Source organism: Mycoplasma sp. 1199 (assembly GCF_034863365.1).
Taxonomy (GTDB): domain Bacteria; phylum Bacillota_I; class Bacilli_A; order Mycoplasmatales; family Metamycoplasmataceae; genus Mycoplasmopsis.
The window spans coordinates 51,045-75,836 of record NZ_JAYFFA010000001.1; the positions used below are offsets into that span (position 1 = coordinate 51,045).

16 protein-coding genes, 5 tRNA genes and 1 riboswitch are annotated in these 24,792 nt (G+C 28.8%); of the genes, 20 read left to right on the top strand and 1 reads right to left on the bottom strand.

What is annotated here, in order from left to right; translation table 4 throughout:
- The first annotated feature begins 143 nt into the window (after positions 1-143).
- The 5 genes from VBM89_RS00210 (at position 144) to VBM89_RS00230 (ending at position 11,508) form a co-directional block, all read left to right on the top strand.
- Positions 144-4,559 carry a PolC-type DNA polymerase III gene (locus tag VBM89_RS00210; protein WP_323188351.1) on the top strand — a complete coding sequence of 1,472 codons (4,416 nt, stop codon included), beginning with the start codon at positions 144-146 and terminating at the stop codon, positions 4,557-4,559.
- Between the two features lie 105 nt (positions 4,560-4,664).
- Complete coding sequence (locus VBM89_RS00215; RefSeq protein WP_323188352.1) at positions 4,665-5,960, top strand: BMP family ABC transporter substrate-binding protein; 1,296 nt, start codon at positions 4,665-4,667, stop codon at positions 5,958-5,960.
- A 199-nt stretch (positions 5,961-6,159) separates the two neighbouring features.
- Entirely contained in the window at positions 6,160-8,412 is a 2,253-nt protein-coding gene (locus VBM89_RS00220) for an ATP-binding cassette domain-containing protein (protein ID WP_323188353.1), read from the top strand.
- Positions 8,412-10,559 (top strand): ABC transporter permease subunit, encoded by a 2,148-nt coding sequence (locus VBM89_RS00225; RefSeq protein ID WP_323188354.1) that lies wholly within the window; start codon positions 8,412-8,414, stop codon positions 10,557-10,559. Before VBM89_RS00220 ends, VBM89_RS00225 begins: the two co-directional genes overlap by 1 nt.
- A 1-nt stretch (position 10,560) precedes the next feature.
- A complete protein-coding gene (locus VBM89_RS00230; RefSeq protein WP_323188355.1) occupies positions 10,561-11,508 on the top strand; it encodes an ABC transporter permease in 948 nt (315 codons plus the stop codon).
- Positions 11,509-11,663: 155 nt separating this feature from the next.
- On the opposite strand, the gene VBM89_RS00235 is transcribed toward VBM89_RS00230, so the two are convergent.
- Positions 11,664-11,963, bottom strand: coding sequence for a hypothetical protein (locus VBM89_RS00235; protein ID WP_323188356.1), 300 nt, complete (start codon positions 11,961-11,963; stop codon positions 11,664-11,666).
- A gap of 388 nt (positions 11,964-12,351) precedes the next feature.
- Here VBM89_RS00235 and VBM89_RS00240 point away from each other — a divergent pair, with 388 nt between their 5' ends.
- The 15 genes from VBM89_RS00240 (at position 12,352) to VBM89_RS00310 (ending at position 24,774) form a co-directional block, all read left to right on the top strand.
- Positions 12,352-13,590, top strand: coding sequence for a potassium channel family protein (locus tag VBM89_RS00240; protein WP_323188357.1), 1,239 nt, complete (start codon positions 12,352-12,354; stop codon positions 13,588-13,590).
- The gene (locus VBM89_RS00245; protein ID WP_323177319.1) at positions 13,583-14,410 is read left to right on the top strand and encodes a deoxyribonuclease IV; all 828 of its coding nucleotides are present in this window, start codon (positions 13,583-13,585) and stop codon (positions 14,408-14,410) included. The genes VBM89_RS00240 and VBM89_RS00245 overlap by 8 nt, the downstream gene beginning before the upstream one ends.
- Before the next feature lie 126 nt (positions 14,411-14,536).
- On the top strand, positions 14,537-14,689 hold the full coding sequence (gene rpmG, locus VBM89_RS00250; protein ID WP_257088959.1) for a 50S ribosomal protein L33: 153 nt from the start codon (positions 14,537-14,539) through the stop codon (positions 14,687-14,689).
- A 109-nt stretch (positions 14,690-14,798) separates the two neighbouring features.
- Positions 14,799-15,845: a M24 family metallopeptidase gene (locus VBM89_RS00255; protein ID WP_323188358.1), complete on the top strand. Its 1,047-nt coding sequence runs from the start codon at positions 14,799-14,801 to the stop codon at positions 15,843-15,845.
- The gene (gene pip / locus VBM89_RS00260) at positions 15,835-16,776 is read left to right on the top strand and encodes a prolyl aminopeptidase (protein ID WP_323188359.1); all 942 of its coding nucleotides are present in this window, start codon (positions 15,835-15,837) and stop codon (positions 16,774-16,776) included. Before VBM89_RS00255 ends, pip begins: the two co-directional genes overlap by 11 nt.
- A gap of 159 nt (positions 16,777-16,935) precedes the next feature.
- Positions 16,936-17,010: transfer RNA gene (locus tag VBM89_RS00265), tRNA-Asn, on the top strand.
- Between the two features lie 5 nt (positions 17,011-17,015).
- Positions 17,016-17,091: transfer RNA gene (locus VBM89_RS00270), tRNA-Glu, on the top strand.
- Between the two features lie 5 nt (positions 17,092-17,096).
- A tRNA-Val gene (locus VBM89_RS00275) sits at positions 17,097-17,172 on the top strand.
- A gap of 2 nt (positions 17,173-17,174) precedes the next feature.
- Positions 17,175-17,250, top strand: a tRNA-Thr gene (locus VBM89_RS00280).
- 40 nt (positions 17,251-17,290) lie between these two features.
- A tRNA-Leu gene (locus VBM89_RS00285) sits at positions 17,291-17,375 on the top strand.
- Positions 17,376-17,744: 369 nt separating this feature from the next.
- A complete protein-coding gene (locus VBM89_RS00290; RefSeq protein WP_323188360.1) occupies positions 17,745-19,067 on the top strand; it encodes an aldehyde dehydrogenase family protein in 1,323 nt (440 codons plus the stop codon).
- Positions 19,068-19,175: 108 nt separating this feature from the next.
- Positions 19,176-20,153, top strand: a complete 978-nt coding sequence (locus VBM89_RS00295; protein WP_323177322.1) for an ECF transporter S component — start codon at positions 19,176-19,178, stop codon at positions 20,151-20,153.
- The gene (locus tag VBM89_RS00300; protein ID WP_323188361.1) at positions 20,153-22,651 is read left to right on the top strand and encodes an MAG1360 family OppF-related protein; all 2,499 of its coding nucleotides are present in this window, start codon (positions 20,153-20,155) and stop codon (positions 22,649-22,651) included. The genes VBM89_RS00295 and VBM89_RS00300 overlap by 1 nt, the downstream gene beginning before the upstream one ends.
- Positions 22,652-22,688: 37 nt before the next feature.
- Positions 22,689-22,794: riboswitch (TPP riboswitch) on the top strand.
- 34 nt (positions 22,795-22,828) lie between these two features.
- The gene (gene cypl / locus VBM89_RS00305; protein WP_323188362.1) at positions 22,829-24,013 is read left to right on the top strand and encodes an ABC transporter thiamine pyrophosphate-binding lipoprotein p37/Cypl; all 1,185 of its coding nucleotides are present in this window, start codon (positions 22,829-22,831) and stop codon (positions 24,011-24,013) included.
- A 2-nt stretch (positions 24,014-24,015) separates the two neighbouring features.
- On the top strand, positions 24,016-24,774 hold the full coding sequence (locus VBM89_RS00310; RefSeq protein ID WP_323188363.1) for an ATP-binding cassette domain-containing protein: 759 nt from the start codon (positions 24,016-24,018) through the stop codon (positions 24,772-24,774).
- Positions 24,775-24,792 lie beyond the last annotated feature (18 nt).

The window sequence follows — 24,792 nt, forward strand, 5'->3', positions numbered from 1 at the left end:
AAACTGCATTTTATGAGGTCTTTCATTAGTTTTATAGGTCATTATTTTTTCTTTCAATATTTAAATTTTTAAAAGATAGTTAATAAAAAATACTATATATCAAATATAATAATATTTTATGACTTATACAAGGTGGTGAAGTAATGGAAGGATACAAAAATCAAAAATTTAATTTACTAGCTAACAAATTAAATTTACCTTATATCGCATCATTTTCGGATGCTAAAATAGATAGCAACAGCATTAAAATTGTTAAAAATTCAAATACAAATGAAGAAAGATTAGAGGTTACTTTAACTCTTTTAACAATTCCATCGCTTGAAGATTTAAGAACTTTAACAGTTGCAGCTATAAAAGAAAGAGTTAATTTCAAATTTAAATACGATAATAATGAATATTTATCAAGTCCATTAGTTCTTAATTATTTGGAATATGTAGTTAAGAAAACTCTTCTAGATAATAGTGGAATTGCAAGAGCATTAAGATTTCAAAATGTTAATTATGATGAACAAACAGGAAAATATTTAGCACATATTTTTGATTATCAAAATACTCCTGAATTTCAAGAAGAACTTAAGGTAGTTAATAAGTATATGAAAGAACTTTTTGGTTTTGATGCATTTGAATTGAATGTTAAAGTCAATACATTTGATTTAAAAGAACAAATCAACAATAACATCCTTCAAAATTATGACAAAATCAAAAATCAATTTAGCGATCATGAGACAACTTCAACTTCATCTAAAAAAGGTTCAATTAGCTATGATAAAGGAAGTTGAGGAAGAAGGCGTTCACCATCTAGTTATACAAAATACACAATTCAGGAAGTTCACGAACTTCCTTATGAAGATGAAACTACAAATGTTTCTGTAACTGGTTATGTTTATAAAACTGATGTTAGAGACACTAACAAAGGGTTAAAAATTCATAACATTTCAATTACTGATTATAATGATGCTATTAGTACAGTTTTCTTTGAGAGAGAAAATAATAAAGATGTTTATGTTCCAAAAATTGGAGATACAGTTGAAGCTATGGGTAGAGTTTCTAATCCATATGGTTCAACTTACAATGGTGTAGACAAGTACAATAAACAAATCACAGTTAACTCTTTTAGCAAAGTTGATCCACTTACAGAAGAACAAGAAGATTTGGCTTATGAAAAAAGAGTTGAGCTTAGCACAAGAACAAAAATGTCAACTATGGATGGACTTTTAAATGCTGAAGATATTGTTTCCATAGTTAAACAATATGGGCATTCAGCTGTTGCTATAGTTGATTCAAATGGTGTGCAAAGTTATCCAACTTTCGAGAAAGCTGCTAAAAAAGCTGGTATTAAACCGATTTATGGAGTTAGTTTTGATGTTATTTCAAAAAACCATAATTTCTTGTTAAATTATTCACCCGATAAAAATGCAGTTTTAGAGCAAGCTGAATTTGTTGTGCTTGATATTGAAACAACACACTTATCAGCGCAAACAGGAGAATTAATTGAATTTGGTGCTCAAATTGTTAAAGAGCATAATGCTTTTAATCATAAAGACTTACAGTTCTTTATTAAGGCACAAAAACCTCTTAGTGCTAAAACAATGAGCTTAACTAACATTACACAAAAAATGTTAGATGAAGAGGGGATCGAGTTAAATGAAGCTCTTGACAAAATTTATGATTTATTAAATAATAAAGTTTGTGTAGCTCATAATGCTAACTTCGACTTTAACTTTATTATCCAAAAGTTCATTGAGCAAGGGAAAAAAGTTCCAAACACATTCTTTGTCGATACACTTAACATTTCAAGATTGCTATTCCCTGAAAAACGTTCACATACGTTAGGGAACTACTGTTCATATTTACAAGTTAGTTATGATTCGGCAGTAGCTCACCGTGCTGACTACGATGCTGGTGTTCTTGCTAGTGCTTGAATTAAGTCAATTCAAATGTTAAAAGAGAAAGGTATTTTAACATTTGATGATTTAAACAATACTTATGAACCAAATGTTTACTCACATGTTAGATCAAATCAAATTTCTGTTCTTGCTAAAAACCAACAAGGAATTAAAGAAATTTCTAAATTAATCACACTATCATTAACTGAAAGATTCTTTAAGTCTCCTAAATTATTTATGGAGGACATTAAGAAGACTGAAAACATTTTAATAGGGTCAGGTGGACTTAAAAGTAGATTTATAGACAATATTTTTTATTCATCAGATATTGAAATTCAAAAGTCAGCGGAATTTGCTGATTACATTGAAATACCACATCCTAATGCACTAAAACATTACTTAGAACCACAGGAAAAATTTACTCAAGAAGAAATTTATGATGGTATTAAAAGAATGATTAATTGAGCGAATAAGCTTAACAGAATTCCTGTTGCAATTGGGGATGTTAGATATAAAAATAAATTAGATAAGGAAGTCTTCAGATGCCTTGTTTATTCAAAAGGTATTGGTAACTCTTCACACTTCTTATTTGACCATAGAAAAGTTGAATTTGAAGGAAGAAACTTCTTATTGCCTGATTTAGAGTTTTATACAACTGATCAAATGCTTGAGTCATTTAAATTCCTAAATGATGAGCAATTAATTAATGATTTAGTTATAGTGAATACAAACAAGATTTCTAATTTAATTGATCCAGAAATTAAAATTGTTCACGACAAACTTTATACACCTAAATTTGATGATTCAGCAGTTAAATTAAAAGAATTAGTTTATAAAACAGCGCATGAAAGGTATGGAGAAGTACTTCCTCAAATGATTGAAGAAAGACTTCAAAAGGAAATCACACCTATTCTTAAATATGGATTTGATGTTATTTACTGAATTTCGCATATCTTGGTTAAAAAATCATTGGAAAGTGGATATCTTGTAGGTAGTCGTGGAAGTGTTGGTTCATCTTTAGTTGCTACATTTGCAGGTATCACAGAAGTTAATCCATTACCAGCTCACTACATTTGTTCAAATTGTAAAAACTTTGTTTTAAATGAAGATTCTAATATAACTTCAGGATTTGACTTAGATGATAAAAATTGTGATAAATGTGGAACACTTATGAATAAAGATGGACACACCATTCCTTTCGAAACATTCTTAGGATTTGATGCTGATAAGGTTCCGGACATAGACTTAAACTTTGCTGGTGACTTCCAACCAATTATTCATAACGAAGTTAAGAAACTTTTTGGTGACAGTCATACTCTAAGAGCTGGAACTATTTCTACAATTCAAAGCAAAACTGCCTTTGGTTATGTTAAAAAAGCCAACGAAGAATATAACTTGGGTTATTCAAATGCTTTTGTTGATTATTTATCTTCAAAACTTGAAGACATTAAGCGTACAACAGGACAACACCCTGGAGGTATTTTAATTATTCCTAAAGAATTTGATGTTGAAGATTTTACACCTGTCAACTATCCTGCTGATGATACTTCAATCGATTGAAAAACAACTCACTTCGATTATAGAGCTATCCACGACAATGTTCTTAAGTTAGACTTACTTGGACACATTGACCCAATGGCAATTAGAATGCTAGAAAAATTAACTGGTTTAGATGTTAAAAAAGACATACCTAAAAAAGATAAAAGAGTTATGTCGCTTTTCTCAACTACTAAAGAATTAAATATCACACCTGAACAAATTGGCGGTGAACCAACAGGTGCTTTAGGTATCCCTGAATTTGGTACATCGTTTGTTAGAAAGATGTTGATTGAAGCACAGCCTGAATCATTTGCTGACTTAATTTCAATTTCAGGTCTTTCTCATGGGACTGATGTTTGAACAGGAAATGCTCAATCGCTTATTAAAGATATGGGATTATCATTAAAAGATGTTATTTCCTGTCGTGATGATATGATGGAATACTTAATGAAGAAAAATATTGAGTCTAAATTAGCTTTCAAGGTTATGGAACAAGTACGTAAAGGTAAAGGTGTAACGGAAGAACAAGTTGCAATATTAAAGAAAAACAATGTCCCATCTTGATACATTGATTCAATGCAAAAAATTAAATATATGTTCCCTAAAGCTCACGCTACTGCTTATGTTCTTATGGCTTGAAGAATTGCTTGATTTAAACTTTATAAGCCTTTAGAATACTACGCAACATTTTTCACAACTAGAGCAACTGAATTCGATTTACATGTAATGATGAACGACTTTAAGATTGAAAAAATTAATAAAAAAATTAAGGAAATAACCTTAATGAATGACAGAAAAGTTAAAGACGATCAGTTATTACAAACCTTAGAACTCGCAAGAGAAATGTATGCACGTGGATTAAGTATTTCAAACATCAGCTTAACTAAATCATTAGCAACTGAATGAGTTATAGATTATGAACATAATGCTCTTATACCTCCATTTACAGTTGTAGGTGGACTTGGTGAAGCTGTAGCAACTGAAATTGTTAATGCTAGAAATGAAAGTGAATTTGTTTCAAAAGAAGACTTTAGAAAACGAGGAAGAGTGAATCAAACTCTTTACAAGATATTGAATGAAGAATTCAAGGTTCTTGATGAACTAAATGAAACAAATCAGCTAACACTTTTTTAAAAATTAAAAAATAACTTTGATAAATAAAAGTTTTATAATATTAATGAGGATATCTTTATAGTATCCTCATTTTCTTTAAATAATTATTTAAACAAAAGGACAAAAATGAAAAAAATTAAATCATTATTATTAGCTGTTGCAGGAATCACAACAGCTATAGCACCAGTTGCTGCTATCTCTTGTGGACAAAAAGATTGATCATTCATCACAGAGGTTAAATTAAATGACAGAGTTACAAAAGAAGTTGTAGAAGATCCTGCAAAACCAGCTTTAAGAGCTATCGTTGTTACTGATGCTGGACATGTAACTGACAAATCATTTAACCAATCTTCATACGAAGGTTTATTAAAATATGAATATCAAGTTAGAGAACTTACTGGTGCAGCTTCAGCTGGAAGTAAAATGGAACCAGAAACAGGAAAATATGAAAGTGCATATAGTTCACTATTAGGTAAATATGATATTTGAATTTTATCAGGTTTCACACACAAAGAAAAAATTGAAGCATTCATTAAATCACACAAAGCTGAAATGATTGCAAAGAAAGTTAAAGTTATCGGAGTTGACTTTACAATTAATCCTGATAATTTAGATGGATTTGCCGACTTCTATGGATTAGAATTCAAAGTTGCTGAATCAGCATACATCGTAGGTAAAGCTGTTGCAGAATTTATCTCAACTGATGACTCATTCGCGCACAAAAGAAATACAACTTCATTTGGTGGTGGAGAATTTGATGGTGTTGTTGACTTTATTAAAGGTTACTACAGAGGAATTGTTAAATATAATTCAACAGTTTCAGAAGCAGATAAAAAAGTTAGAGCAACACAAACAGCGATTGACCTTGCTACAGGTTTCGAACCAAATGATGCCATGAAGAACGTAATCGAAAAATCATTAGCAACAAAACCAACAGTTATTTTACCAGTTGCTGGTCCAGCCACAACTTTAACGTTAGGTAAAATTAAGAGCAGTTCTGAATTAGAGGGAATTGATGTAATTGGTGTTGATACAGACCAATCAAAAATTTCTAAAAACTTTGCAGGAAAATTCTATACATCAATCACAAAGAATATTTCACAAGCTGTTTATGACACAATCATTTACATTACATATGGAATTGATACAAAAGGATTATTTACAGCTAAAGAACCAACTAAATCATTTAATATTAAAGGTGATTTCAAACAAGGATGAGTTGGTTATGCAAAAAGTACATTAAAAGATGAAGCTAAAAGAGCTAAATTAAATGAATTATTAGCTAAATCTGAAACTGAATTTAGAGCATTATCAAATGAAGATATTAACTTTATCTCTTCATACAAATTAAATTCAACAGATTCTGATGATATGGCTCTTAAAGCTTTAGTTCAAGCACTTGCAGCTGAAATGAACAAATAGTTTAATAAGTTCATTTATAACCATATACACACCAGTTTTGGTGTGTATTTTCTTATTTTCTTTGAGAGAAAGAAATATTTTTAAAAACGGGAATATTTTAAAAAAAAGAACAATAAAAAATATATAATTAAAATGTAAATAATAGACCTTAAATTCTATTATTTATTTTTTTTAATATATTAAAAACACAAGGAAAGATATGAAACAAAACTTTTATGCAATAGAGTTTGATAATATTTCTAAATCTTTCGGTTCTATTAAGGCTAACCAGAATATTAGCTTTAAAGTAGAAAAAGGCACAGTTCACGCTTTAATTGGTGAAAATGGTGCCGGAAAAAGTACTTTAATGTCTATATTATTCGGGTTGTATGAACCTGATGAAGGAATTATCAAAGTAAATGAAAAAGAAGTTTTAATCAAAGGTCCTAATGATGCTAATAGATTAGGTATTGGTATGGTGCACCAACACTTTAAACTTGTTGATGTATATACAAACCTTGAAAACATTGTTTTAGGAGCTGAGGATAGAAATAAATTTACTAGAATCATTGATTTTAAGCCGGCTATTGAAAAAATCAAAACAATTCAAGAAATGTTCGACTTACATTTTGATCTTAATAGACTAACTGGTAAGGAAACAGTTGCAACTCAACAAAAAGTTGAGATTATGAAAATGTTATATCGTGATTCAGATATCTTAATTTTCGATGAACCAACTGCTGTTTTAACAGATCAAGAAATTCAAGGTCTATTGAATACGTTTAAATTGTTTAGAGAACAAGGAAAAACAATTTTATTTATTTCTCATAAACTTGCCGAAATTAAAGAAGTTGCTGATAATGCAACAGTTTTAAGGCATGGTAAGGTTGTAGGAAACTTTAAAGTAGCAGATGTTTCTATTGAAGAAATGGCTAGCCGTATGGTTGGTGGTGATGTTGAAATTATTAGAAATGAATACTCAGACACATCACAAAATGAAGTTATTTTCAAATTAGATAACATTTCTACAGATGGTGAAAAACCATTAAAAAATGTTAATTTAGAAGTAAGAAGTGGTGAAATTGTTGCTATTGCCGGAGTTGAAGGTAATGGGCAAACTGACTTAGAAAAAGTTGTTAGTGGAATGATTAAACCAACAACAGGTCAAATCCTTTATAAAAAGACACCACTTGTTAAAGAAAGAATGCAATCAATCCAAAAATCAAAAACAAGAAAAAATATAATCATGTTATTGGTTTCGTTATTTGTATTCTTATACTCAGGATTAGGTTTATTAGCTGCATCTAATTATGCAGAAAACTCTAATGCTGCAATCATGAATATTGGTGGAGGAATGCTAATTGCATTTAGCATAATTCTTCTTATATTGATTTTATTTTCAATATATGGACCACAATTTAAAGAAAAAACTATTTTTGCAAGGTCTAGCTTACAAAAAGAAATGACTAAGAAACAATATGTTGTTTTCAAGTTCACATTCATCTCAGTATTCTTGTTTGCTTTAATTGCCTTGCTATCTGTTTTTGGAATTTTATCATTCACAAAAACAGCTTCAATAATTGCATTAGTTTCTGGACTTATCGGAATTTGCTTATTAGTATTAACAATATGCTTATTATCAGTTAACAAATTATTGAATTTCAAAAATACATATAAAAAACTTTTAAACCGTAACAAATCATTCGTTACATTATCAAGTTTTTCTTTATCATTTGCAACTATTTCAATAGTCTTAGCAAGTGTTGTTGCATTTTCATCAGCAACTGCAGTTATTATGGGATTAACTATCTTATTCACTGTTTTATCATTTATCTTTACAGTAAGTGCATTAGCCACATATTTCTACTTATCAGATATAAATGAAAAACCAGAGAAAAATGATGACTTCTTAGTTATTAATGAATTATCAGTTTATGATATTTCTAAATTAGGTCTTTCATTTATTCCGAGTGATAGACATAAACATGGATTGGTTCTTGATTATAATATTAAAAACAACACTGTTTTACGTAGACTTTGAGATAAAAAATACAATAAATTTGGTATTTTTAACTCTAAGTCAGTACAAGAAGATACAGAAGATATTATCAAGAAATTTGACGTTCGTGGAGCAAGAAATGGATATTCAATGTCCAGATCCCTTTCAGGAGGTAACCAACAAAAATTCATTGTAGGTCGTGAAATGAACTCACCACATGATTTCATTTTAATCTTACAACCAACACGTGGACTTGATGTTGGAGCCATTAAAAATATCCATGAAAGAATACTTAAGGAAAAAGCTGAAGGTAAAGCAATCTTATTAATTTCATATGAATTAGATGAAGTTCTAGCTTTAGCTGATAAAATCGCCGTAATTAATACAGGTGAAATTTTAACTGTTAGAGAAGCTAAAGACCTTACAAGAACAGAAATTGGAGTTTATATGGCTCATAAAAAAGGAGGTGAATAATGTTTACATTAACTGCAAATAAAGTTATGAAAAACTTTATGTTTGAAGACAAAAAATCAGCAAGAAGAAAACTTTATTCATCTTTATGAGCTGTTGTAATTGGTTTACTATTTGCATCAGTTATTTATTGAATTAAGGGTATTGTATCTGGTGTTGATACAAGTATCTTTAGTTTTATTCAAAATGTTTTCAATTTTGCATTTAGAAAAACTTTATTCAACAATACTTTATTACTTATTGTTTTCTTTTCATTAACTGGTTTCTCAGTTTCTATAGCATTTAAATCGGGACTTTTTAACATTGGAGTTGCCGGTCAAATGATGCTACCTGGAATTTTATTCTTTGCTATTTTAGCAGGGACAAGAGTTATACCGGAAGATGTTTCACTAGGTTTCTTATTTGGAATGTTATTTATGAGCATTCTTATAGGAGCTATCATTGGAGCAGTCCCAGGGATTTTGAAAGCATACTTCAATGTACATGAAGTTATTTCAACAATTTTTCTTAACTGAATTATTACTTTTATTGGTATTTGATTATTTACTGATTCAAACGAAATATTCATGCCAATTACAAATACAGATGTAAGAACTTGAATCGGATTAGAACACGGTGTTTCAGGTAGTCTTATATTAACTAAATTAGACAATCAACTTGGTATTAGTGTTGAAAAATTATTTATTTACATTGGACTTGGATTAACTGCGATATTAGCATTAGTAATTTGATTTGTATATTCAAAGACAACACTTGGCTACAAAATCAAAATGGTTGGGTTAAATAAAACTAATTCAAAATATGTAGGAACTAATGAAAAATTAGTTACAACTGCTGTCATGGCAATTTCTGGAGGATTAGCAGGTCTTGCTGGTTTCTTCTATATTGTTATTTGACAAAAGCAATTAATCATTAAACCACAAGCTCCATTGGCTGTTGGTTTCGAATCAATTGCTATCGCGCTTATTGCTCTTAATAATCCATTTGGTGTTATTGGTGCTTCATTCTTATATGCAATATTACAAAATTCACAATTAACATTTGCTTTTGATACAAGCAATGGGCCAACTGTATCAAAAGATTTCTTCCCAATTATTACAGGTATCATTATCTTTATGGCAGCATTATCAGTCATGTTCTATAAACTTAGACCAATGCATTATATTTGAAAACAAATTGTATTAATGTGTCATAAAGAATATTGACAAAATTTTGCAATATATCATAAATTCACGACAAGATCACATGTCAAAAAATCTTTCAGAAAAGCAAGAGCATTATATGTTGAAAAATTACTTTCTGAAAATTCAGAAATTTCAAATAAAGAAATTGATGAGAAATGTAATGCATACTTCAATGATTGAGTCATTGAATATAATAAAATGGTCGCAGAAAATAGAGAAAAAATAAACTCTCTTATTTCTGAATTACATGAATATAAAAAACAACAAAATAAAAAATTGCAAGATTTATCAACAAAATTACAATTTAAAGAATTTTATTCTGAACAATTAAATAAATTTGTTGAATATTGATCAATTAATGAACATGTTAAAGAATTAGATAATAATTCTCCTGCATACTTAAGAGCCTTAATGTTGGCTAAAGAAAAGGCTCATGCTGACTGAAGGTTACATGTTAAGGAAAATTATTTAGCAATATTTAATTCTGAGAAATTTAAAATTTTAGAGGAAGTTTCAAACGAAACAAAAAGAGTGGAATTTGAAATATTGGAATTAAAATCAAAAATTTCTAACACATCAATTAAAGATGAAATAAAAGTACTTCGTAAGTACTCAAAGGCAAAACGTGCAATATTTGCTAAATATAAACAAAATTATGAAAATAGAGTAGCTCAATTAATTGTTACTTTAAAAGGTCATTCAGCAGAAGAAAGAATGGCGATTTATGATGAGATTTCAAAAGAGAAATTTGCATTACAAAAAATTAGAACTGATTTAGGACTTGATGAATACTTAAGTGCTGTTCAAAAATCAAAAACACTTAGATCTTCAAGAAAAACTGTGTATGGTCAAGTTAAGACAAAAATTTACAATGATTTTATGCTTAAACATTTTGTTAATCCTTGAGATAACAGAGTAAAAAGAATTCAAGATCAAAAAGCAATAAATACTGAAGGGGATAATTAATATGGAAACAGTAATTGGTTATACAGTTTTCTTCTTCTGTTTACTTTTATTAGGTTCAATATCAGGTATTTTCTCTGAAAGAGCAGGAATTGTTAACATCGCTATTAATGGTTTCATGGTTTTTGGTGCGATAATGTATGCTCTTTTCAGTACGATTATTACAGATTTAATATTTAAACAAACAGAAACATCAATGTTTTGACAAATTCCAATAACATTATTGACTGTTGGTGCGTCAGCATTATTCTCATTATTATTTGGTCTTGCGACAATTAAGTTAAAATCAAATCAAACAATTTCAGGTTTTGCTATCGGATTGTTATCAACAGGTATAGCTGCGTTATTAGTGTTATTCTTGCTTGAAATTCAAGATAGTGGACAATCTATAACATTTTGAGATAGAGGAGAATTAGCATTATCTTCATCTGTAGGTTCATATAAAAATATTGTGTCATTTAAGACATTTATCACAATCGTAGTAGTTTTCGCTTCATGATTTGCTTTAAGAAAAACTAAATGAGGTTTAAGATTTAGAGCTATAGGTGAAAATCCACAAGCAGCTGATGTTGCTGGAATTAATGTTAACAGAATTAAATGACAAGCAGTTATTTTAGCAGGTATGGTTGCAGGTTTAGCAGGTTCATTCTATGCACAATGTAATATTGAACCATTCTCAATATCAAAAGATGTTCAAGGTTTAGGTTTCTTAGCATTAGCAATTATGATTACATCTAGATGAAGAATTTCGATTTCTATCTTTGTTTCACTTGTATTCTCATTTATGTTATCATTCTCATTCTATGGAACATCTTTATTAAAACTTGATAAATACTCTGGTTTATTTAAAGCATTACCATATGCAATCACACTTATCATAATGATTTTCATTTCAAAAACATCTTCACAACCAGCTGCTGCTGGTATCCCATATGATAAATCACAAAGATAATGTGATATAAGAAACGAATTTATAAAAGTAGTGAACAAAAAATTAAATTGTTCACTATTTTTTTTATTATTATTTTGTAATACTCAACTAAATATTATCTATAATCTTCATCTTCCTCGGTATATTCATCATCTAAATGTACTTCATGAAAGTCATTACCCCCTCCTGAAATCACTACCTGTCTTACCTGTAACAATATTAAAGTGACTTTTTTCTCATTCGTGTTCTTCGGCATAACAAGGTTTATAATCAAAATGGAAATATTTCGGTATGCGAGGGTCGCTAGGTAGGTATAATTTTAAATTGTCTGAATTACTGTTATTTTCGAAGAATAATCATGGATTAACAAATCCTAATTCTATAACACACATTTTAACTTGTGATTGAGTTGTTTTCTCAAGAATGCCTTCATCATTTACTAAATGCGAAATACACACCTTCTCAAAGTATTTCATATACAAATCCTTTGTGTATGAAATCGTAGACTATCTGAAGCTATCTAAATCCTGAACTGCGATTGTTTCTAAATCGTTATTTGTAGTAGCACTTGCTTGATATACCACCAATAGATGCTGATGCTATTGTAGAAAACCCTAATATAGAAAAAATTTTTTTAATTTTTCATTTTTTAAACATAAGATAACCTTTCTCTAAAATATTATTTTTGATTTATTTAATATATCCTGTTTATATGCCTTATCAAGATTGTGGATCACTTTTTAATAAGAAAATATTTTATTTTTTTCACATTCGTGAAAAATTAAGAAAAAGTTACTTGTATGTTTAAATATCCGACTAACTAATATGTTTAAATTTGTAAAAAACTATATAAAATATTAAATTATGTTTAAGATAAGAAATTTAAGTAAAAATACGTGAAAAGGACTAGCTCATATTATTTGATCTAACTCAAATTATGATGATAATTTATCTCCATATTCTAAGAGAATTCAACTTTTTTCATACATTTATGCAGCTATAATAACATTTGCTTGTTTAGTTTCTTTCTTTTCACTGATTACAGTTAAAGAGGGGCCGAACAAAGCTCATTTTGATCGTTTTTTAGTTGTTGTCCAAGTCATTACATTCTTTATATTTATAGTAGATTACTTTCTACACTTTATTACTTACAAGTATTTATATACAGATGGAAAGACTAAAGTCTGAAAAATCGTACTGAAGTATATTTTTTCATTCAATGGAATTTGCATTTTATTCTGTATTTTAGCTTCACTCTATGCAATCAGTTTTATTATGCCTGCATCAGAAGAAATTGCATATAACAAAAATGAAGAAGCAAAAATTTTCCATTTATTTAAATCATTTAACGTATTTAAAATTATCCGTTTCTTCTTTGTTTTAACATTATTTGCACCATTCCAAATTATTATTAATGTGTTTAAAAAACAAAGACAGATATTAACTTACATTTTTATATTAATCCTTATTTTAATTTTCTTATTTGCTTTATTAATTTGAAACAATGAAAAAAATCACTTAAAACAATCTCAAATTCAATACATCATTGATCACAAATGAGATCAAACATTTAATTTAGAGTATTTCAAAGAAATTAATAATCAAGAATACATTCAAAGAATACAAGATGCAACAACATCTCACGATAAAGCTGTGGTTATCTTTGATTATTTATCATCAGTAAGTTATGCAGATTTACCAAATGACAATATTATTGGTTATATGGATGGATTTTTAAGTCTAGAATCAGGTTACGTAACTACATTTGGTTCATCTTTATACTATGTAACAATTACACTAACAACAATTGGTTATGGCGATTTTACACCTCATGCATCTATAACAAGAGGAATTATTTCATTCTTATCATTAATGTCTGTTGCAATTATTGCTATTCCATCAGGTCTTATTGCTGGGGCATTTTTAGTAGAAATGCAAAAACATATTTCAACTACAGGTAACAAAAAATCAAGATTCGGATTTAGAAAAAAGTCAGATGATGCTGATAATCAAACAAATCAATCAAAATCTAATGGACCTGCAACAACTTCAGCAGAAAACTCACAAAATACACAAGAAACTCGAAAGGAACAAAATGATTAAATTAGGATCACACATAGGATTTAAAGCTCCAAATTATTTATATGCATCAGGTCAGGAAGCTATTAGTTATGGCGCTAACACATTTATGATTTATTTAGGAGCACCCCAAAATACAAACAGGGTTGATGTATCTAAATACAATTTAGAAAAATATGAAGAAGAGTTTTCTTCGATTATCCCTAAAGAGGATATTATTGTTCACGCTCCATATATTGTTAACCCGGCCAATCCAGAAAAATCAACTTTTGCTAAAGATTTCTTAATTCAAGAAGTTCAAAGAATGGAAAAAGCAGGATTCAAATATTTAGTTCTACACCCCGGTGCAGCAGTTGGACACCCAACTGAGGAAGCACTAGATACATTAATTGACACTTTAAATGAAATAATTAAAAATACAAATAATGTTGTTATTTGTATTGAAACAATGTCTGGAAAAGGTACTGAAATTGGTGTTGATTTTGAACAAATTGCTTATGTTCTTAAATGAGTTAACTCAGATAGAGTTCAAGTTTGTTTAGATACTTGCCATATGTGAGATGCAGGTTATGATCTTCAAGAATATGAAGAATTTAAAAAAGAATTACTCAAATGAGATTTACTTAAGAGAGTTAAGGTTATCCATTTAAATGATTCTAAACACGAAATTGCTTCGCATAAAGATAGACACGCGAATATTGGTAAGGGAGCAATTGGATATGAAACATTAAAACAATTTGTTCATGATCCTGATTTTGATAATATTCCAATAATCCTTGAAACACCAGTTCCAGAAACTGGACCAATTTATAAAGAAGAAATTGCTTGATTATTAGAAAAGTAATAATTTAAAGTTAATAAATAACACTTAATTATTGGACTTAAATACTTTTTGTATTTTTCAGTTATAGTTTATAATATATAAAAATATTTATAAATATTAATTTTCATTCAATGTAAAGGAGAAAAAATGGCTAGAGAAGGTTTCACATTAGTGTGTGTTGAATGTAAAATGGAAAACTACATTTCAAAGAAAAACAAAAAAACACACCCTGAAAAAATTGAGTTACTTAAATTTTGCGCAAAATGTAACGCTCACAAAACACACAGAGAAAAGAAATAGTCACATTTTTCTCTATAATAATTTCTAATCTAGCATCTGCTAGATTTTTATTTAAAATGCATAAAAGTTTTATAATTATTAAATCATTAACAATCAATAGGAGATAACTATGGACAGAAGAAGACTAGACCAAATGTTTGAACAAACAGGAGCTGAAGTTTTAATTTCAGAAGCACCTCAAACAAGATTATGATATGCACACGTTCAAACATCAGATGGATATATTGCGATTGAAAAAGATAAAGCAACATTATTTGTTGATGGAAGATACATTGAATACGCAACAAAGCATGCTAAAAATGTTGATATTGTTTTAATCAAAGGAAACTCAATGAAAGAGTGATTTGATAAAAGAAACTTCAAGAAGATTGTGTTGGAAAAAAACTACTTAACAAAAGAGGTTCAAGACAGAATTGTATCAATGGTGCAACCTGAAGAAATTTCATGAGTTGATGCTCAAGATTTAAGAATTGTTAAATCAGCTGAAGAACTTAAATTAATGCAAAAAGTAATTGATATTTCTCTATCAGCACTTGAAGAATTTAAACAATGAGTTAAGCCAGGTATTTCTGAAAAAGAAGCTGGAGCTTATTTAAATTATTTACTTAAGAAACACGGTGGAGATAAAGAAGGATTTGATGAAATAGTTGCAACAGCTTCATCGTCAGCCGAACCACACCACCATACAACTGATAAACTTATAGAGGAAGGTGAATTACTTAAAGTTGACTTCGGTGCTAAATATAAGGGATATACAGCAGACATTACAAGAACATGAGTTTTAGGAGGTGAAGATAAAGTTAAAAATCCTAAAGCACTTGAAATCTTAAACATTGTTAAAGAAGCCGCTGCAGCAGGTAGAAAAGCTGTAAGACCTGGTATTAAAGCTTGTGAAGTTGATAAAGTATGTAGAGATTACATTGCTTCAAAAGGGTATGCAGATTACTTCTTACATTCAACAGGACACGGATTAGGAATTGATGTTCACGAATGACCATCAGTTTCACCTCATTCACAAACTGTTTTAGAACCTGGAATGATTATTACAGTTGAACCTGGGATTTACATTGAAGGTTTAGGTGGAGCTAGAATTGAAGATGATGTTCTAGTTACTGAAAATGGTCACTATGTATTTTCTAGACCAAATGAACAATAATAACAATAATTCGCAAATAAATCATGATGGATATTTACAAGTAGATTCTATCCATCAAATTTATTTCAGTGTTAGCGGTAATCCAGATGGATTACCTGTTTTTATAATACATGGTGGACCGGGTGGTCAAAGTTCGCTTAAATCGCTTGAATTCTTTGATCTAAATTGCTATAAAGTTATTATGTTCGATCAAAGAGGTTGTGGTAAATCAAAACCTAGGTTTGAACTTCAAAAAAATAATACTAATCAATTAGTTGAAGATATAAGAAAACTCAAGGAACACTTAAATATAGATAAAATGATCCTGTTTGGTGGCAGTTGAGGAACAACTTTATCTCTAGCTTATGCAATTAAATATCCTGAAGATATATTGCACTTGGTTTTACGTGGAATTTTCTTAGCTAGACAAGAAGATGTTGATTTTCTTTATGAAAAAGGTGCTTCATTTTTCTATCCAGAAAAACATAATGAATTTGCTTCCTATGTACAAGATGTAAGTGGAAATAGCATTTTAGAAAAATACTATTCATTATTAACTAGCGATGATTTAGAAAAAAAATATAAAGCAGGTAGAGCTTTTGCAAAATGAGAAGAATCAATTGTTTCCATAAATCCTAAATTATTTGAATCAACTGATGAAGATGATTATCAAATTTCACTAATGGAATCACATTATTTTGTAAATAAATCATTTTTACCATCGGATAACTATATATTAGAGAATGCACACAAAATAAAACACATTCCAACAGATATAGTTCACGGAAGAAATGATATCGATACAAGACCTATTGGTGCCTATTTACTATCTAAAGAATTAGACAATTGCAACTTGTATTTCATAGAACAAGCCGGGCACACACAGTGGGATATAAACAATAAAAATAAATTAATTCAAATATTTAATGAACTTAAAGAGGCGTATAAATAATTAAAAATCCAAGATGCATGTCTTGGATTTTTAATAATTTTTATTTGCTTTATTAAAATGTGTTATAATAGTTTCGAACCAAATAAATACCGAAATAAAAAATATAAAAATAATTTTGAAAAAATAATTTTTATGTATAATATATTAGCAAATCAAAATGCCGATTTAGCTCAGCGGTAGAGCAGCTGGCTGTTAACCAGTTGGTCGTTGGTTCAATCCCAATAATCGGCGCCATTTATGGTCTGTTGGTGAAGCGGTTAACACACATGGTTTTCATCCATGCATACACGGGTTCGATCCCCGTACAGACTGCCATTTTTGGAAGATTAGCTCAGCTGGGAGAGCGTCGCCCTTACAAGGCGAATGTCATGGGTTCGAGTCCCTTATCTTCCACCATTGCCGTCTTAGCTCAGTTGGTAGAGCAACTGACTTGTAATCAGTAGGTCGTAGGTTCGAGTCCTATAGACGGCACCAAGCATGGTGTTTTTTTTATGCCTTTCAGCAATAAAAATATGCGCGAATGGTGAAATTGGCAGACACGCTAGATTTAGGCTCTAGTGCCTTACGGTATGAGGGTTCGAGTCCCTCTTCGCGCACCATTAAAATATTGTTTTAATATAAAATAGTCGAATAAATCATCACGCAACAAAATGTGTGATTTTTTTATTTCATTTAAATATGAGAATTAAAACACAATATGGTCACTATGATGGTTTTAATATTCATGTGATCGATGCGAAAAGAGGTATCAACTCAAAATCAGATCGTAGAGGTATAGTTTAAGAAGTAATTATCACAAATTATGATATTTAATTAGTAAGATTATTTTCTAAATAAACAAAATGAAAAATATTTGCTTTTCTAATTTAGTTCAACCACTTTACTGAAGTGACTTTTTAATTTTTTACATCTTGTACACTATGTAAAAGGTGTTTATTATGATCATAAAATAAAGTAAAATAATAGTTATGTATAAACACGAAATTAAGGAAATAAAATCAAATTTAAAAAAGCTTAAAGAAGAAATATTAAACAACAGAGAACTAATTTATGAAGCTCTCAAAAAAGATTTAAATAAAAATCCCTTAGAAGCTGAAGCCACTGAAGTAGGTCAAGTTTTAAATGAACTTAATTTATATATTAAAAAGCTAAAAAGATGATGAAAAAATAAAAGAGTAATAAACTCAATTCAGACTTTTTACAGCAAGACATACATAAAAAGTGAACCATACGGAAATGTTCTAATTGTATGTCCTTGAAATTATCCATTCAATTTATCTCTCATTCCTGTTATTAATGCAATAGGAGCAGGTAATAATGTAATATTGAAATTATCTGAATTATGTCCTAACACGAATCAAGTTGTTAAAAAGATTTTAACAAGTGTTTTCAATAGTGCACAAGTCAAAATCTATGAAGGAGACAAGGAAATAGTTGAGCAAATTTACTCTGAAAATAAGATTGATTTTATTTTCTTTACAGGTTCTGAAAAAGTTGGACAAATTTATTACAAGAAAGCTGCTGAATTATTAATTCCATGTGTATTGGAATTGGGTGGAAAATCGCCTTTTATTGTTGGATACACAGCAGATATGGAAGAAGCAGCTAACAAATTGGTTTTAGGAAAATTACTTAATGCAGGTCAAACATGCATTGCGCCTGATTATGTATTAGTGCATAAAGAGAAAAAAGAAGAGTTAATTCAGGAAATTAACAATTCATACCATTCTATTTTTAAAGAAAAAAATGCTATGAATAAGGATATTGTAAGAATTGTAAATAAGGAACATTATGATAGATTAGTTAAATTAGCGCCACAAGCTAAAAGAAATGAAGAAACATTACAATTCGATTTAAATATCTTAGAATTATCAGATAATACAACTCAGAAAGTTATGTCTGAAGAAATTTTTGGACCATTGTTGCCTATTATTACTTTTAATGAGTTAGACGATGCAGTTAAATTTGTAAATTCAAAATCTGAACCATTAACAGCTTACTTGTTCACGAGAAATGGTTATGAAATTGATAAAGTAACTAATGAAATTAAAGCTGGTTCAATAGTTATAAATGATATACTTTTACAACTACAAAATAGACGTTTAGCATTTGGAGGTAGAGGTAAAAGTGGAATCGGTAAGTATAGAGGTAAAGCTGGTTTTGATACATTCACACACAAAAAACCTGTAATTTATAAAACACAAGTCTATAAAGAAAAGAGAACTTTAAAGATATTGCAAAATAAACCAAAAATACTCAAACTACTTCAAATTTTCAATAAATGATATTAGACATTTAGACCTACTAGATAGGTCTTTTTTATTTATTAAATTAATAATTTAATAAATAGGAATTATTATAAAATTAATAATATGAAAACAAAGGTAACAGCTAAGCTTATGTCGTCATTATCGGAGTGAGGACTATTACGTAAATGAACTATTAAGAATATGGTTTTTATAGCCATCTTGATTGCTATATCAGTTAGCTTTACCGTTGTTGCAGCTCAGTTAATGCCTATTGTTAATATTCCATCATTCAAATTCTCATTTATAGGATTACCTGTAAAAATCACAGGTTTTGTTTTTGGGCCTGTCATTGGAGTTTTTGTTGGTGTTGTGTCAGATTTATTATCGTTACTTTTTGTCCCACCTGTTGGTTATAACCCAATGTACACTCTAGCGACAGCTATTAACGGTCTTATTTCAGGTATCTTTGGACTTTACTTTGTGTCGTTTTTACAATATGCTTTCAGTAAGGAATATAGACTTGAAAGAATTTCAATTAAAATTACTTTATTAGCTCAGAAATATAGAAAGCTTTCTAAAAATGAAGCTACTATGGAAAAAGCTATTAAAGTTGGCGATAAGTTAATTAAACTTAATTCAAAAAGAGCATTCATTAGAGATGATAATTCAAAAGACATCTTAAAGAATGTTTATACCACTGCAGCAGTCTTTTTAATATCATTGGTAATTATTATAATAACTTACTATGTAGGTTTTTGAGTTCCAGATAAATATATTGAAAAAGGTTTAATTCCAAATCGTTGAGGATTACTTGCTTTAATGATCACAGGGATGTCATTATTACTTATTTTCATAATTGTCGCAAGATTCAAAATGAGGGTTGAGCGATTCTTAATATTTGTCCCGATCATAGTGTTCTCTGCTTTCTTGGAACTTATTAATATACCAATCTTATCTCTTGGGGATAATATGAGTTTAGGAAATGGAGAAACAAAAGATATTTTCTTATGAATAACTCAACATATTATTTCCAGTCCTGTCAAGATTTGATTTAACGTTTTTGTTATTTACTATTCATATTCAATTATTATTAAGTTGATTAAGAAAAATTCAAAATTAGGATACTAATGAAAAATAAAGATCTTCAATTAACAATTTCAAATATCTTTATAAAAAAGAGTGAGGAGCAAGATAAATGGCCTTACTCTTCTATTTCTATTCCTGAAATTCAAATCTATTCTAATTCAAAAACAGCCTTCTATATTTCCAAAGATAACAAAAATTTAACTTATCAAAAAGTTAGAAACTTCGAACTTAAGGACAAGAATTCATTTTTAACCCTATATAACTACAATAAATTAATTGATGAAGCAGATAGATACGATAATACTAATGATTTCACAAATAGAAAGAAAGATTTAGATTATATTAGTGACTATTTTGACCTTCTTAATATTAGTGATGACGATGATAACAATATTCCTTTAGTCGATATTTGACTTAGTTGTTTATCAGTTGTTAAGAACAAAGATAAACTTTTAAAAGAACAAAAAGTTTATGAGCAATTCGCTCACCCACTAAAAAACCTAACATATGGACACATAAGTGATTTCATTAACCACTTTAGCGAACTTTCAGATAACTTCAACGGTGACTTATCACACTTTTTCAACGCTGCTAAAGAAGCGTTTGTAAAAAAAGATAAACAAAACAAAGAAGTTCAATTAGGAAACATATTTTTCATTGCAAATGAGTTTAATAAAAACTTATTTAAAATCTTTATTGACTTATTCAAAGTAGTTTCAAAAGAATTTATAGATGTCTTAAACAACGTTGAAAATAATGCATTAAGTGATAAAAAAACTAAAATTCAAGAAAGTGAATACAAACTTGAATTTATTGAAAAGATTAATAGCACAAGTATTGCAAAAGTAGAAAACGATCTCAAAATTAGAGACTTAAAGTTTGAGATTGCATTTTACAAAGAATATAAAGAACAACTCAAAGCTTATTCTCGGAAATACATTTTTGCAACTATTAAACAAATTAAAAAACAAATTAATGTTTTTGAAATTCAATCAAGAATTGCAGTCTTTAAAAGTCCTGAATATTTTGATTGTATAAAAGATATTTTAATTAAAAAACAAGAGCTAAAACTTTGAGAGCAGAATTATTGAAATCTTAGATTCTTGAAGAAAGAAGATTTAGAACACCTTAAATCACAAATTGAGTCTGAAGTCAATATTTTCATCAATAAAAACTTTGGTGATATCAGAAATAAATATAAAAATACAACCGTAAGTAGGATTAAGAGTTTTATTTCTAGGGAATTTGATATTAATATCAATAGATTTATTAGTAAATCAAAAAGTAATTTTGAGTTTATTAAAAATCAAATTAGTAGCAATAAAGCAATAATTAAAACTATTCAATCTAAACGTTTTAACTATATATCAAGTTATAAAAATGAAGTTATGGTTCATGATTTTAGTCAAACGATTCAACTCGCAAATGCTGAATTAGAGTGAGAAACAAATACTCAAGAAAGATTGTTTAAGAATCTTATTAAAAATAAAGACAGGAAGCTCCAAGAATTTAATGCAAGTTATAAAAAGATTGAAAAAATGTTAGACAAAACAGTATCTGAACTTTCTGCTGTATTTAAAAATGATAATTCGGAAAACTTAACAAAAGTATTGAATAGTTTTGCTAATATTAAATTTTTAATGAAAAGCACTTGAGTTTCTAAGATGTTATCAGATTTAATTGATTTTTCTAAAACGACTACAGCACCTAAGTTTGAGTTTGTTAAAGATTTAAGTGCAATGTTTAAATTTGTCGAAACATTCGAAAACTCAGCAATTACACACCACAAGTATTTAGATAAATACAAAACTCTAGATACATTGGATAAAATCAAACTTAAAATTACAAAATTTGCATTGGATGAAATCAAGTTTTTATTCATCTCTGATGACATAAAAACAATTCCTCCTGAAGCTAGAAATGAATTCTATAGAGTTCTTTTCAAATTTGCTAATGCAAATAATATGAATATTATTATCATCACAGATGATCTTCAATTTATCAAAAATAGCTGTGATTATGTTTACTTCTTTGATGATACTCAAGTTCTTGAGTGAGGAAGGGTTTCTAAAGTATTTAACAAAACAGTTTCGCCACTTGTTAAAATGCTTATTGAAGGCAAAATTCAATCACTTAACTCTCAAACAAACTCAAGTTATGTTGAGTCATTTGTCAAAAGAAACTCATTCTCAATTGATGATAATTTAGATCATTATGTTTACTGTACTCTTAAAGAATTTCAAACTTGAACTCATGTTATTCAAACAGTTAATATAGAAAGTTCAATTGATTTAGGAGAAACTCAGACTCATACTTCATTAGTTAATACAGATTTAGTAAGTGTATTTAATGAATCGCAAGCTTTACTTACATCGCATGGAGTAAGTGTTAGAGAGAAAAAAGACAATCCAATTTTTGAAGACTTAACTCTCTATAATGAACTTATTAATAATAAAAATTTAGCTTCAATTTCAACAACTGAAGATGATGAAAATAATGAAGAATTAGCCTTTAGTTATGATGAAGAAACAAAATTGTAAAAACAACTTTGTATTTTGATTTTTAAAGTAAAATATTAAGCAAGGACAGAGGTACTTGCTTTTATTTTTTAATCGCAGGTTGAGAAATACTCTTATTAGCTGAACTGGGTAATGCCAGCGTAGCGAGTCTTTCTTTTTCGATGTCCTTTCATTCAAAAGAAAGGATTTTTTATTTATATGAAAATAAAATCAAAAAGCTTACTATTTGGTGCAAGTTTACTTGCGCTAACAACATTACCAGCTGTTGCTGGTCAGTGTTCTTCTGCAAGAGAAGATGAAAAAGTGACTACTTATACACTTTCTCTAATCAAACCTTATGGTATTGAAAATGCAGACACTTACAAAACTGAGTTAAATAATTTATTTAATTCAGAAATTCAAAAGATTGATAAATCAATCAAACTTAACATTAAGTTAGTTGAAGATGATTCATATAATGTTGCAAAAGATGAATTATTAAAAGGTGAAACTGATTTAGCTTTCATTAATTCAGGAACATTATTAAGCAAAAAAGATGAATTCATTTCAGAAAACTTATCAGTTGCACTTCAAACATTAACAAAACAATTTAAAGGTGACATTAAAGATGCAACTTATTCAAAAGATTCAGGTGCATCTTTAATGACGATTGCAGCTTCTGAAAACATGTACTTCAAACAAAAAGACTGAGGGAATGGTTGAAATCAACCTGAGGGAGAATGAGCTGAAAGCTACTACCCTAGATTTTATTCAAATGAATTAGTACCATACCAAAGAGGATTAATTGCAATCGTTGCAACTCGTACTATGGCTGATGAAATTATTAAAGCTTGAAAAACTAAAGATTTAGAAAAATTTGTTTCATATGGAATAGGTATTGGTAAAAGCTCATCAGGAAGCAAATACCTATTACCAGAAGCATTATTCGCTAAAAACTTTAATACAGAAACAAACAAACCTTTTGTTTCACTTGATCAATTAAGAGTTACATACTCAGATAAAATAAAGCAAGCTAAATTAACTGAAGCTTCAACACAAGCTAATGCTAATATTCACATTTTCTTTGATAATGAAGGTTCTTATTCATATACAAAATATAAAGATAGTAAAAAGTTTTCATACAAGGTTAATCCAGAAGTTAGACTGAGTGAAGGGGATCAGCAACAAGATATTTACTTCTTGACTGTAACAGACCCATTACCATACAATGTAGGAGTTTACAGTTCAAGAGTTACTGACAAAGCTAAAAAAGCTATTAACTTAGTGTTTAAATCATTATCAGAACAAAATAAAGATATCTGAGGACCTAAAAATGGTTTCTACGGATACAGGTCAATTGATAATGAACAAACAGAATATTGAAATAAATTAAGTGAGATTTAAGGATGATAAAGTTTAAGGATGTAGTAATTAAATATAAAGATAATGGAAATTTTGATCTAAAAGATCTTAATTTTACTATCCCCAAAGGCCAATTAGTTGGTCTAATTGGAAAATCAGGAGCAGGAAAATCAACAATCCTTAAATCCTTTTATGACGTTGAAACTATAGCAAACGGTTCAGTCATTGTAGATGATTTAGATATTAAAAATTTAACGAAAAAGCAAAAAAGAAAATATAAAAACCAAATCGAATATGTTGATCCTGATGGTTTAAATTTAGTTAATTACTCAACTTTTGATAATCTGAAATTTAATTACAAGCACTACAAAAACTTTATTTATAAGTTCTTTAAATTTATCGATAAAGAAACAAGAGATAAAATTTGAAATCTTGCTGAAAGATTACAAATTTCTAACTTGCTCCTTGCACCAATAAATAAGTTATCTAGTGGTCAAAAACAAAGAGCTCAATTATTAATTAGTTTGATCAATGAACCACAAATTTTACTTGGAGACGAGCTCACAAGTAATTTAGATAACCAAAATTCACATAATGTTATGAAACTTTTAAAAGAGTTTTCTAAAGATAGATATACAATTATCGCAATTCATGATTTGAATTTAGCAATCCAATACTGTGATAAGTTAATATCGCTTAAACGTGGAAAAGTGGATAAAGTATTTATTAAAGATGAATTTGATAAAAAACAAATAGAAAGTTATTTTGATGAACCAAACCAAGTTAACAAAATATCAAAATAAGTCCCTTTTCAAAAAGTG